Origin of the sequence: Pseudonocardia sp. CA-142604, from assembly GCF_050948475.1 — a bacterium.
In the GTDB taxonomy this organism is placed as follows: Bacteria; Actinomycetota; Actinomycetes; order Mycobacteriales; family Pseudonocardiaceae; genus Pseudonocardia; species Pseudonocardia alaniniphila.
The window spans coordinates 6,553,151-6,564,398 of sequence record NZ_CP192045.1 but is presented as its reverse complement, the minus strand read 5'-3'; the positions used below and the strand labels follow the sequence as shown (position 1 = coordinate 6,564,398).

Below are 11,248 nucleotides of genomic sequence, written 5' to 3'. Positions count from 1 at the left end.
CCACCTGGCCACGGCTCCGCCCCGGGCTCGGTGTTCGTGTCCGTGCCGGATTACGCCCGACATTTCGGTGTCAGCAAGCCGGTCGGAACCACACTGACCGATGTCGACTTCGCCGGACTCGCCCGGAGCATGGGCTGCGTCGGCACCGTCGTGCGGCGCCCGGACGAACTCTCCACCGCGCTGCGCGATGCACGCGCGTCATCGACTCCCGCACTCATCGCCGTACACGTGCACTGACCGGATCGGTCCCGAGGCGGCCGCCGAACTCGATGCCCTTGGCCTCCTTGCCGATCAGCGTGAACACGGCCATCGCGACGAGGACCGGGACGACCGTGATGACCAGTGCGTAGGGGTAGCCGTGGGTGGCGGCGAGGCTCTGCTGGATGGGCAGGTTGAACGCGGCCAGGCAGTTGCCGAGTTGGTAGGTGACGCCGGGATAGAACCCGCGGATGGCGTCGGGGGACATCTCGGTCAGGTGGGCCGGGATCACGCCCCACGCGCCCTGGACGATCACCTGCATGAGGAACGAGCCCAGGGCCAGTAGTCCTGCGGTGTGGGAGAGGGCGAACAGCGGCACGATCGGCAGTCCGATCACGGCGCAGAAGGCGATCGTGTAGCGGCGCCCGAACCGCTCGGAGAGGCTGCCGAACACGAGCCCACCGATCGTCGCGCCGATGTTGTAGAGCACGGCGATCCAGGTGGCCGTGGCGGCCGGCAGGCCCGCTCCGCCGTCGTGGGTGGCCTGCAGGAACGTCGGATAGATGTCCTGGGTGCCGTGGCTCATCCAGTTGAAGGCGGTCATCAGCAGGATCAGGTAGCCGAACCGGCGCACGACGGCCGGGTTGAGCAGCACGTCGCGGATCGAGGAGTTGGTCATCCGCATCCGCCGGCGGGTGTCGCTCCAGACCTCGGATTCCCGCACCCGGGCCCGGATCAGGAGGCTGATCAGCGCCGGGATGATGCTCAGCGCGAACAGCCAGCGCCAGGACAACCCCAGCGTGGTGATCACCACGAGCGAGGCCAGCGACGCCAGCAGGTATCCCAGCGAGTAGCCCTGCTGGAGGAGTCCGGAGAAGAAGCCGCGGCGGCGTGCCGGGATCTTCTCCATGGCCAGCGCGGCGCCGAGGCCCCATTCACCTCCCATGCCGATGCCGTAGAGCAGCCGCAGGACCAGTAGCACGGTGAAGTTCGGTGCGAACGCGCAGAGGAACCCGACCACCGAGTAGAAGCAGACGTCCGTCAGCAGCGGGATCCGCCGTCCGCTGCGGTCGGCCCACAGCCCGAAGAGGATCGCTCCGACCGGGCGCATGACCAGGGTGGCGGTCGTGACGAACGCCATCTGTGTGAGCGAGACGCCGAAATCCTTGGCGATGTCGGCATAAACGAACACGACGATGAAGTAGTCGAACGCGTCCATCATCCATCCGAGCAGCGCAGCGAGGAAGGAACTCCGCTGGTCGGATGTGAGCGGAATGCGAGGAGAAGCGTTCAATTCCGATTCCCGTCTGTCACCTCCCCATGCTGCCACGTCGGTGCAGACGCGAACGAGACGTTCTGTCGATGTCGATCCTCGTGCTGGGCGGTTGACGCCTCAGCTCGGGAATGCAGATTCGAGAGGTTGCGGCGTACGTGCGATTGTGTGCCCTTTTGCCGGATTCACTGTCGGGTGGCCGGTATCTCACGAGCGAAGAAGTCGGTAACCCATTCTCGTAGCGGGTGGGGTCCGAGTTCCACGACTCCACGTGCTCCGCGCCGGGGAACTCCTGATACTCCACCGTCCAGCCCATACCCGGTGCGGCTGCGGCGAAGTCACGCTCCATCTGCACCGGGGCCTGGCTGTCCGCAGACCCGCCGATGAGCAAGGTCGGCGGCTTGACGGCGGGCGGATGGGCGATCAGGTCCAGCTGATCCATGTCAACCCCGGTTCGCCAGTAGATGATGTCGCTGGTGAGCCGGATCGCCAGGCCGGGTGCTCCGTTCTGCCGCCCGCTGAATGCAGCGACCGTCGGCATGCTGACCAGCGGCGAGTCCAGCAGAACCGCGCTGACGGCGGTGGCGAGCGACGAGCGAACGAGGAACTGGCCGACGATCTGACCGCCCATCGAGCTGCCGTACAACACAACCCGCGTCGCGCCCATGCCCTGCGCGTACCGGACCGCCGACTCCACGTCGCGGTACTCGGACTCGCCGTAGTGGATGAGCCCGTCCGGCGCGCCCGGTGCCCCCTCGTCGTTGCGGTAGGTGATCGCGAGCACCGGCAGGCCCAACCGGTGAAACGCCGGGATGGCGAGCATGGCGTTGCGTCGGCCGTTCTGACCGTGCACCGCGATCACCCAGGTCGAGCCGGCCGGCCCGGACGCCGGCACGTACCAGGCGGGAGCCGGGCCGAGCTCGGTCGGTACCGAGACCTCGTCGTAGTCGAGGCCGAGTGAGGACTTCGGGTCGCTGATCATCACGTCGGTGACCGCCACCGTCGTCCCGGCCGACGGCACCGCGCCACGGAGAATCGGGCGCGCAACGGAGTCGGGTGAGGCCGCGATGACGTCGCCGACCACCGCCTCGACGCCGTCCCACACCATCCGGTATGTCCCTGGTCGGCGGGCGTGGGCGTCGGGATCACCGATCACCACGTTCGTCTCCGACCCGGCCCGCTCGACCCTGAGTACGACGTCGGAATGCTCGGGGTTCGTGTAGTGCTGGTGATCGGGCTTCGTCACCGAGTCGCTGATCCACCAGCCCAGCCCGACGAACCCGCCGGCCACGAGGACCAGCAACGCGCACAGACCTGTGGACACGATCACGACGACACGGCGCGTGCGGGTCATTCCCGGAACCCCTCGAGTATTCCTCCGACCGTTCGCTCAGCCACGACGGTCAGTGTGGCCAGGTTCTCACGATCTGTGCACGACACGGGCTCACACGCGAAGCCTGCCTTTCGTGCGTTATCGCTGACAGCGCGGACCCGTGCAGCGCTGGGCACGCGGCTTATGTCGCAGGCTGCTACGGGCCTTCTGCCTGGGTCGGACCCCTGCGGCGCCGTCGGAGGGCGGGTGTGCGGGGCGGGTCCGCGCATGCTGCCAGATTGAGACCTTGCGTCTGTTGACGCTGCAGACATCGGATCTCTACCGTGGGCGCGCACTCGGAAGAAAGGGCTTCGCGTGAGCCGTATCACTGCTCTGGAGACCGCGGACGTGCGGTTCCCGACCTCGCTCATGTTGGACGGGTCGGACGCGATGAACCCCGACCCGGACTACTCCGCGGCCTACGTGGAGATCCACACCGACGCCGCCGACGGCCTCGTCGGGCACGGGTTCGTCTTCACCATCGGCCGGGGCAACGACGTGCAGGTCGCCGCGATCGAGGCGCTGGCGAACCACATCGTCGGCCGTGACGTCGACGCGCTGCTCGCCGACATGGGCGGTACCTGGCGGGAGCTGGTGCACGACTCGCAGCTGCGCTGGCTGGGCCCGGAGAAGGGCGTCATGCACATGGCGATCGGCGCGGTCGTCAACGCCCTGTGGGACCTGCTCGCGAAGCGTGAGGGCAAGCCGTTGTGGCAGGTGCTCGCGGCGATGACCCCGGAGCAGCTGGTCGATCTGGTCGACTTCCGCTACCTCACCGATGCGCTCACCCCGGATGAGGCGCTGCAGATCCTGCGCGCCGCCGAGCCGGGCCGCGCCGAGCGCGAGGCGCAGCTGCTCCGCGACGGCTATCCCGCCTACACCACGACGCCGGGCTGGCTCGGCTACGACGACGAGAAGCTCGCCCGGCTGTGCCACGAGGCCGTCGAGGAGGGGTTCTCGCAGATCAAGTTGAAGGTGGGCGGCGACCTCGCCGACGACGTGCGGCGCCTCGGCATCGCCCGCGCTGCCGTGGGGCCGGACATCCGGATCGCGGTGGACGCCAACCAGCGCTGGGACGTCGACGCCGCTGTCGCGTGGATCAAGGAGCTGGCCAGCTTCGACCTCGCCTGGGTCGAGGAGCCGACGAGCCCGGACGACGTGCTGGGACACGCGGCGATCGCCAGCGGCATCGCACCGATTCCGGTGGCCACCGGTGAGCACATGGCGAACCGCGTGATGTTCAAGCAGTTCCTCCAGATCGACGCGCTACAGGTGCTGCAGCTGGACGCCACCCGCGTGGCAGGTGTCAACGAGAACGTGGCGATCCTGCTGCTCGCGGCCAAGTTCGGGGTACCGGTGTGCCCGCACGCCGGCGGGGTGGGCCTCTGCGAGGCGGTGCAGCACCTCGCGATGTTCGACTTCGTCGCGGTGTCCGGAAGCCTCGACGACCGGATGATCGAGTTCGTGGATCACCTGCACGAGCACTTCGTCACCCCGGTCGACGTGCGGGACGGCCGGTACCACGCGCCGACGGCCCCGGGGGCGGGCACCGAGATGCGCAGTGGCTCACTCGCAGCGCACTCCGTCGAGACCCGTGGCTGACGTGGGCGCCGGCGTCGAGTCGACGACGGCTGAAACATCCGATGAGTTCGACCGACCGATGACGGTGATCGACGCGCACCTGCACCTGTGGGACCTGCAGCGCAGCGCTTACGAGTGGATCACGCCCGAGCTGGGCCCGTTGCACACGACCGTCACCGCCGAGCGGGCGCACGCCGAACTGCGCGGAGCCGGTGTCGACCGGGCCGTCCTCGTGCAGGCGGAGGACTCGGAGGTAGACACCGAGTTCATGCTGGAGGTCGCCGCCGCGCACAGCTGGGTGGCGGGTGTGGTCGGCTGGCTGAAGCTCGATGATCCCGCCGCAGCCGAGAGACAGCTCGACCGCTGGTCGGCCGACCCCGCGTTCGTCGGCGTCCGCCATCTCGTGCACGACGACCCGCGCGACGACTTCCTCGCACTCCCCACCGTGCGCGCCTCGCTGAGTCTCCTCGCAGCCCGCGGCCTGCCGTTCGATGTGCCCGACGCCTGGCCGCGGCACCTCGCCGCCACCGCCGAGCTTGCCGCGGCGCTGCCCGAGCTGACGGTCGTGCTCGACCACCTGGGCAAACCGCCGCACGGGCGACCCGAGTTCGCCGAGTGGCGTTCGGTGCTCGCGGACGTCGCCGCCCGTCCGAACACCGTCGCGAAGGTCTCCGGGCTGCAGGTCCGCGGCATGCCGTTCACGGCCGACGTGCTGCGCCCGGCCTGGGACGCGGCGCTCGAGCTGTTCGGGCCGGACCGGTTGATCTGGGGGAGCGACTGGCCGATGACACTCCTCACCGCCGGGTACGCGGGCACCTGGGAGGTCCTGTCCGCGCTGGTCGGTGAGCTGACCCCGGACGAGCAGCAGGCGGTCCTCGCGGGGACGGCGTGCCGCGTCTACCGTCTCGGGTCCGTGTTGACCAAGCAGCCGACCACACCGGAGGCACCGTGCTGACCGGAATCCACCCGCTCCTGACGGGGCCGCTGCTCGCCCACCTCGACGCCATGGGGCATTCCGACGCCGTCGTACTGGCCGATGCTCACTTCCCGGCGGAGCGGCTCGCCAGCAGGTTGCTGCTGTTCCCGGGGATCGCGACGCCGGATCTGCTCGCGGCCGTGCGCACGGTCGTCCCGCTCGACGACGCTCCCGCCGTCGATCTGATGGCGACGCCCGACGGCTCGCGGCTACCCGTACAGGACGAGCTGACCGCGGCCGCGGGCACGGGCGAGATCCGCTTCCTCGACCGGCAGGAGTTCTATGACGTCGCCGCGACGGCGTTCCTGGTGGTGCGCACCGGGGAGACGCGTGTCTACGGGAACGTGATCCTGCGCAAGGGGGTGGTGCTGTCGTGAGCGAGCCGTTGCTGCTGGAGGCGCGGGGAGTCGGCAAGAGCTTCCCGGGCGTTCGGGCGCTGCAGGACATGCACATCGAGCTGCGTCGCGGCGAGGTGCTCGCGCTCGTCGGGGAGAACGGCGCCGGCAAGTCGACGCTGATGAAGTTGCTCTCGGGCATCTACACGCCGGACGAGGGCGAGTTCTTCCTCGACGGCCGGCCGCTCCAGGTCTCGGGCCCGAAGCACGCTCTGGAGCAGGGCATCAGCATCATCCACCAGGAATTCAACCTGATGCCTGACCTCACGGTCGCGCAGAACATCTTCATCGGCCGCGAGCCGCGCAGCGCGGGGTTCTTCCTCGGCGAGCGCACGCTGAACGCGCGGGCCAAGGAGCTCATCGACCGGCTGCACCTTCCGCTCGACCCGCGCCAGGTCGTCGGAAGCCTCACCGTGGCCAGGCAGCAGATGGTGGAGATCGCCAAGGCGCTGTCGTACGAGGCCAAGGTCCTGATCATGGACGAGCCCACGGCTGCGCTCAACGACGCCGAGGTGCAGGTTCTGCACGACCTGATCCGCCGGTTCCGCAAGCCCGACACCGGCGTCATCTACATCTCGCACCGGATGGACGAGCTCAAGGCCATCTCCGATCGCATCACCGTGATCCGCGACGGCCGCTACGTCGACACACTCGACACCCCGACCACCTCGATGCCCGAGGTGATCGCGCGAATGGTCGGGCGCGAGATCACGAGTGATGCCGAGCCGGAGGGCGTGCGTACGGATCGCGAGACGGTCCTTTCGGTGCGAGGGCTTTCGACGAAAGCGCTGCTGAAGGACGTGTCGTTCGAGCTGCAGGAAGGCGAGATCCTCGGTTTCGCCGGCCTCATGGGCGCCGGACGCACCGAAGTGGCCCGCGCACTCGTCGGGGCCGATGCCATCGAGTCCGGCACGATCACGCTCCGCGGAGCACCCGTCCGCATCACGAATCCGGCGGAGGCAGCCAAGCACCGCATCGGCTACCTGTCCGAGGACCGCAAGCACCTCGGGCTCCTGCTGGACCAGGACGTCAACGCCAATGTCGTGCTGAGCTCGATCCGCGACCTGTTCCAGTCCTTCGGGTTCGTGCGCTCCAAGGCGATGCGAGCGAAGACGAACGAGCTCGTGGCAAGCCTGCGGATCAAGACGCCGTCGATCGACCAGACCGTGAAGAACCTCTCCGGTGGCAACCAGCAGAAGGTCGTCATCGCCAAGTGGCTCGTCAAGGACTGCGACGTCCTGATCTTCGACGAGCCGACGCGCGGCATCGACGTGGGCGCCAAGGAGGAGATCTACCGCCTCCTCAACGAGCTTGCGGCCCAGGGCAAGTCGATCATCATGATCTCGTCGGAGCTCCCGGAGGTGCTGCGCATGTCGCACCGCATCGTCGTGATGAGCGAGGGACGGATCACCGGACGGCTCAGTGCCGAGGAAGCCACACAGGAGAGCGTCATGCACTTCGCGACGCTGCGACCCGACTCGTCGGACGGCGCAGCAGAGGACTCCGCGACGAAGGCAGGAGCGAGATGACATCCCCGACCGTCACCGAGCAGGAACGGCCCGAGGCCGCGCCCGCCGCCGTGCGGCGAACCCTGCGCGAGCGTCTGCAGCAGTTCCTGGCCTTCGCGAGCCTCATCGTCATCTTCGCGTTCTTCTCGATCGTCAGCCCGAACTTCTTCAACTACGGCAACGTCACGAACATCCTGTTCTCGACGGTCGTGATCGGTCTGCTGGCGCTCGGCACCACGTTCGTCATCATCACCGGCGGCATCGACCTCTCGATCGGCACCGGGATGGCCCTGTGCGCGGTGATCTCGGGTGTGCTGATCGTCGACGCCGGACTGCCGCTCCCGCTCGGGGTGCTCGGCGCCATCCTGTTCGGGGGCCTGATCGGGCTGATCAACGGGCTCAACGTGTCGGTGCTCGGGCTGCCGCCGTTCATCGCGACGCTCGCGATGATGCTCGTGGCGCAGGGTCTCGCCCTCGTGCTGTCGGACAGCACGCCGATCTACTTCGACCAGACGCCCGGCTACATCGACCTCTCGACCGGCAGCCTCATCCCCGGCGCGAACTTCCCGAACGCCGTGCTCATCCTCGCCGTGGTCGCCGTGCTGGCCGGCGTGCTGCTCAACAAGACTGTGCTCGGCCGCTACACCTACTCGATCGGCAGCAACGAGGAGGCCACGGCGCTGTCCGGCATCGACGTGCGCCGCTGGAAGATCATCATCTACACCCTCGCCGGGCTCTTCACGGGCCTCGCGGGCGTGATGATCTCGGCGCGCCTCGGCTCGGCGCAGCCCGCCACCGGGATGGGCTACGAGTTGCAGGCGATCGCGGCCGTGGTCATCGGCGGTACGTCGCTCGCCGGAGGCAAGGGCTCCATCGTCGGCACGGTCATCGGCGCGCTGATCATCTCCGTGCTCAACAACGGGCTGCAGATCATGTCCATCCCGCAGGAATGGCAGAACGTGATCCTCGGCTGCGTGATCCTCCTCGCCGTGTACGCCGACATGGCGCGCAAGCGGGCGTCACCCTGACCCACCGGAACCACCGTAGTTCGACCAAGGGAGTTCGATCGACATGCCCATGAAGCGGATCGCGGCGGTCCTCGCGGCCGCTGCCGTGACCCTCACGGCCGCTGCGTGCGGCGGTGGCTCATCCACCGACGCAGCCGGCGGTGGCGGTGGCGGTGGCGAGCAGCCCTACATCGCCATCGTGTCCAAGGGCTTCCAGCACCAGTTCTGGCAGGCCGTGAAGCAGGGCGCCGAGCAGGAGGCCGCCAAGCAGAACGTGCGGATCACCTTCGAAGGGCCTGCCACCGAGGCCGACATCGAGGCGCAGGTCACGATGTTGACCAACGCGCTGGGCCGCCAGCCCGACGTCCTCGGGTTCGCGGCGCTGGACTCCAGGGCCGCGGCGCCGTTGCTGCAGCAGGCCAAGAGCCAGAACATCCCCGTTGTGGCGTTCGACTCGGGCGTCGACAGCGACATCCCCGTCACGACCGCGGCCACGGACAACAAGGCTGCGGCCGCCGAGGCGGCCAAGCACATGGCCGAGGCTCTCGGGGGCACCGGCAAGGTCGCCATGGTCGTTCACGACCAGACGAGCCGCTCCGGGATCGACCGGCGCGACGGCTTCGTGGAGTGGATGCAGGCCAACGCGCCCGGTATCGAGGTGCTCCCGCCGCAGTACGGCGGTGGTGACCAGGCCAAGTCGGCTGACATCACCAAGGCCATCCTCGCGGCGAACCCGGACGTCAAGGGCATCTACGGCTCGAACGAGGGGTCGGCGATCGGCGTCGTGCGCGGGGTGCAGGAGAGTGGCCGCACCGGGCTCACCGTGATCGGCTTCGACTCGGGCCAGGCCCAGATCGACGCGATCCGCGGCGGCACCATGCTCGGCGCGATCACCCAGAACCCGGTCGGTATGGGTGAGCAGCTCGTGGACGCGTCGGTGAAGGCGATGCGTGGCGAGTCCCTGCCGAAGGTGATCGACACCGGCTTCTTCTGGTACGACAAGAGCAACATCGACAGCACGGACATCAAGGCCGTTCTGTACCAGTAAGGATCAGCGATCCGGCGGTGGACGACCTGGTGGTAGGTCACCAGGTCGTCCACCGAGGTCGTGCCTCGCCTCCCTCGGCGGCAGGAGCCGGCCGAGAGTCAGCACCGCGCGGAGTCGTCGATCTGAACCGGGTATCCGGCACGCAGTACCGCAACGGTCGACGGTGGCGTGACAACGTCGGCGAATCCGTGTGCCGGCCGCGGACGATGCGCGCCGTAGCCGTCGGACGACCACTCGATCAGTTCCTCGCCGATGACCACTGCGGGCGAACCGCCGAGCAGAGCGAACGTCCCGTCGGGAAGATCCCCCCACGGCATCTCGTGGGTACGTCGACGATGGGTGCCGCGCACGATCCGCTCACCGTGCAGCTGTCGGTTGATCTCCGTCGCCGACGGCATATCGACCCCGAGGCCGATGGCCCACGCGCTGCGATAGCAGTTGTAGCTGTCCCGGCGGCATTCTGCGCACGGCCGATGACCTGCCGCGAACGAAACTGCCTCGTCATGGAAATACAGATGCGTGTAACGATGAGGTTGCCATTGCTCGCGCCAGCGTCCACGGAACCGCAGGGCGCAGGTGATCCACAGATCGGTCGCGTGGAATCGCACGATCTCCGTGCCGGAGTGCAGGATGCCGCGGTTTCCGGTCCACGCGCCCCGAAGGGGGATCGCCACGATATCTCCGAGTGGAGTGACGCGATTGCGTGCGGGAGTCATGGCCGGTCCTCTGCTCGGCGACTTTCGTCCACTCCGAGTACCTGTGCGGCAAGGTCGCGCCACGACCATCCAGTCCGGTGGCTGGAGTCGTCGCCGGGTAGGACCACGAGTCCAGTATGCGCCGACGCCTGGGCAAGCCGGGAATTCAGACGCCATCCGAATCCGCAGTGCCCTTGCTGTCGGGTCCTCCCAAGGCCGGGGTGTCCCCGGATAACGAGAAGAGCCACCTGATCACGAGGCTGTCAGCGGGCGTTGCGTGGCTTTGTACGTTCCGTGGCGACGATCTCGCGCACGGCCGGGACGACCTCTGCCGCGAAGCGTCGGATGATGTCCGCCGACTCGACCTGGTAGAGGATGAAGGTGCTGATGCCTTGGCCGAGCGCGAGTTGGGCGAGCTGTTCCACCCATACCTTCGGTGGCCCTTGGAGGAAGCCGGTGCCGTCGCTCGTGAACGTGCCGCCGATGTTGTAGGCGCGCCGGATCGCTCCGGGGGCACGACCGGCGTCGAGGGCGGCGTCGTCGATGATCTGGTTCGCTGCCACGAGCTGATCCGGCGGGAAGAACGGGGAGCTCGGCACCCAGGAGTCCGCGACACGTCCGGTCAGGCGCAACATCCGCGGCTGGTAGGCCCCGAGCCAGATGGGCACGTCGTGCACCGGGAAAGGGCCGCGCGGGGCGCCGTCGAGGCGGTAGTAGGTGCCGTCGAACCGCAGGGGCTCGCCCGGGGTCCAGAGGTCGCGGATGATCCGGACAGCCTCCTGGAGCGCCGCGATCGACTCGGCCGCGGTTCGCCGTGGCCCACCATCGGCGGCGATGTCGTCCCACAGCGCGCCGCCGGCCACGCCCAGTTCGAACCGTCCGCCGCTCAGGATGTCGAGGGTGGCCGCCGTCCGGGCGAGTGTCGTGGGCGGCCGCAGGGGCAGATTCGCGAGGTTCGGCAGCACCCGGACCGTGGTCGTGCGGGCGACGATGATCGAGAGCAGCGCGACCGCGTCCAGCCGGTTCGTCCAGTACGGGTGGTCTGGGAGGCTGACCAGGTCCAGTCCTTCCTGTTCGGTCAGCTCGGCCAGTTCCACGACGTCGGTGGCGCGATCGGGCGGCGGAGTCAGCATGGTGCCGAAGAGCAGGTCGTGCCCGTAATCGGTCATGGTTCTCCCAGTGGTGTGCGCGGGTG

The 11,248-nt window shown here is 68.3% G+C and carries 11 protein-coding genes; 7 read left to right on the top strand and 4 right to left on the bottom strand.

Annotated features, from left to right (window positions below; all coding sequences use genetic code 11):
- Window positions 1-129 precede the first annotated feature (129 nt).
- Entirely contained in the window at window positions 130-237 is a 108-nt protein-coding gene (locus ACQPZQ_RS29710) for a hypothetical protein (protein ID WP_433299414.1), read from the top strand.
- Here the strand turns inward: ACQPZQ_RS29710 and ACQPZQ_RS29705 are convergent.
- On the bottom strand, window positions 215-1,420 hold the full coding sequence (locus ACQPZQ_RS29705) for an MFS transporter (RefSeq protein ID WP_433299412.1): 1,206 nt from the start codon (window positions 1,418-1,420) through the stop codon (window positions 215-217). The two genes, ACQPZQ_RS29710 and ACQPZQ_RS29705, sit on opposite strands and share 23 nt — an antisense overlap.
- An 88-nt stretch (window positions 1,421-1,508) precedes the next feature.
- On the bottom strand, window positions 1,509-2,825 hold the full coding sequence (locus ACQPZQ_RS29700) for an alpha/beta hydrolase family protein (RefSeq protein ID WP_433286174.1): 1,317 nt from the start codon (window positions 2,823-2,825) through the stop codon (window positions 1,509-1,511).
- 333 nt (window positions 2,826-3,158) lie between these two features.
- Here ACQPZQ_RS29700 and ACQPZQ_RS29695 point away from each other — a divergent pair, with 333 nt between their 5' ends.
- From ACQPZQ_RS29695 to ACQPZQ_RS29670, 6 genes are read left to right on the top strand one after another with little or no spacing between them, the layout of a single operon-like run.
- A complete protein-coding gene (locus ACQPZQ_RS29695; protein ID WP_433286172.1) occupies window positions 3,159-4,445 on the top strand; it encodes an L-fuconate dehydratase in 1,287 nt (428 codons plus the stop codon).
- A 58-nt stretch (window positions 4,446-4,503) separates the two neighbouring features.
- The gene (locus ACQPZQ_RS29690; protein WP_433286170.1) at window positions 4,504-5,379 is read left to right on the top strand and encodes an amidohydrolase family protein; all 876 of its coding nucleotides are present in this window, start codon (window positions 4,504-4,506) and stop codon (window positions 5,377-5,379) included.
- Window positions 5,373-5,777, top strand: a complete 405-nt coding sequence (locus tag ACQPZQ_RS29685; RefSeq protein WP_433286169.1) for an RbsD/FucU family protein — start codon at window positions 5,373-5,375, stop codon at window positions 5,775-5,777. The genes ACQPZQ_RS29690 and ACQPZQ_RS29685 overlap by 7 nt, the downstream gene beginning before the upstream one ends.
- Entirely contained in the window at window positions 5,774-7,324 is a 1,551-nt protein-coding gene (locus ACQPZQ_RS29680; protein WP_433286167.1) for a sugar ABC transporter ATP-binding protein, read from the top strand. The genes ACQPZQ_RS29685 and ACQPZQ_RS29680 overlap by 4 nt, the downstream gene beginning before the upstream one ends.
- Window positions 7,321-8,331: an ABC transporter permease gene (locus ACQPZQ_RS29675; protein WP_433286165.1), complete on the top strand. Its 1,011-nt coding sequence runs from the start codon at window positions 7,321-7,323 to the stop codon at window positions 8,329-8,331. Before ACQPZQ_RS29680 ends, ACQPZQ_RS29675 begins: the two co-directional genes overlap by 4 nt.
- Before the next feature lie 43 nt (window positions 8,332-8,374).
- Window positions 8,375-9,358, top strand: coding sequence for an ABC transporter substrate-binding protein (locus ACQPZQ_RS29670; protein WP_433286163.1), 984 nt, complete (start codon window positions 8,375-8,377; stop codon window positions 9,356-9,358).
- A gap of 98 nt (window positions 9,359-9,456) precedes the next feature.
- On the opposite strand, the gene ACQPZQ_RS29665 is transcribed toward ACQPZQ_RS29670, so the two are convergent.
- Both ACQPZQ_RS29665 and ACQPZQ_RS29660 read right to left on the bottom strand, forming a co-directional pair.
- A complete protein-coding gene (locus tag ACQPZQ_RS29665; protein ID WP_433286161.1) occupies window positions 9,457-10,032 on the bottom strand; it encodes a hypothetical protein in 576 nt (191 codons plus the stop codon).
- Between the two features lie 284 nt (window positions 10,033-10,316).
- Window positions 10,317-11,222, bottom strand: a complete 906-nt coding sequence (locus ACQPZQ_RS29660; RefSeq protein ID WP_433286159.1) for an LLM class flavin-dependent oxidoreductase — start codon at window positions 11,220-11,222, stop codon at window positions 10,317-10,319.
- Between the last annotated feature and the right edge of the window lie 26 nt (window positions 11,223-11,248).

Bases quoted from the DNA above. Each gene is read 5' to 3' on its own strand.
- ACQPZQ_RS29710 (WP_433299414.1), top strand. From the start codon at position 130: ATGGGCTGCGTCGGCACCGTCGTGCGGCGCCCGGACGAACTCTCCACC.
- ACQPZQ_RS29705 (WP_433299412.1), bottom strand. From the start codon at position 1,420: ATGATGGACGCGTTCGACTACTTCATCGTCGTGTTCGTTTATGCCGAC.
- ACQPZQ_RS29700 (WP_433286174.1), bottom strand. From the start codon at position 2,825: ATGACCCGCACGCGCCGTGTCGTCGTGATCGTGTCCACAGGTCTGTGC.
- ACQPZQ_RS29690 (WP_433286170.1), top strand. From the start codon at position 4,504: ATGACGGTGATCGACGCGCACCTGCACCTGTGGGACCTGCAGCGCAGC.
- ACQPZQ_RS29675 (WP_433286165.1), top strand. From the start codon at position 7,321: ATGACATCCCCGACCGTCACCGAGCAGGAACGGCCCGAGGCCGCGCCC.
- ACQPZQ_RS29670 (WP_433286163.1), top strand. From the start codon at position 8,375: ATGCCCATGAAGCGGATCGCGGCGGTCCTCGCGGCCGCTGCCGTGACC.
- ACQPZQ_RS29660 (WP_433286159.1), bottom strand. From the start codon at position 11,222: ATGACCGATTACGGGCACGACCTGCTCTTCGGCACCATGCTGACTCCG.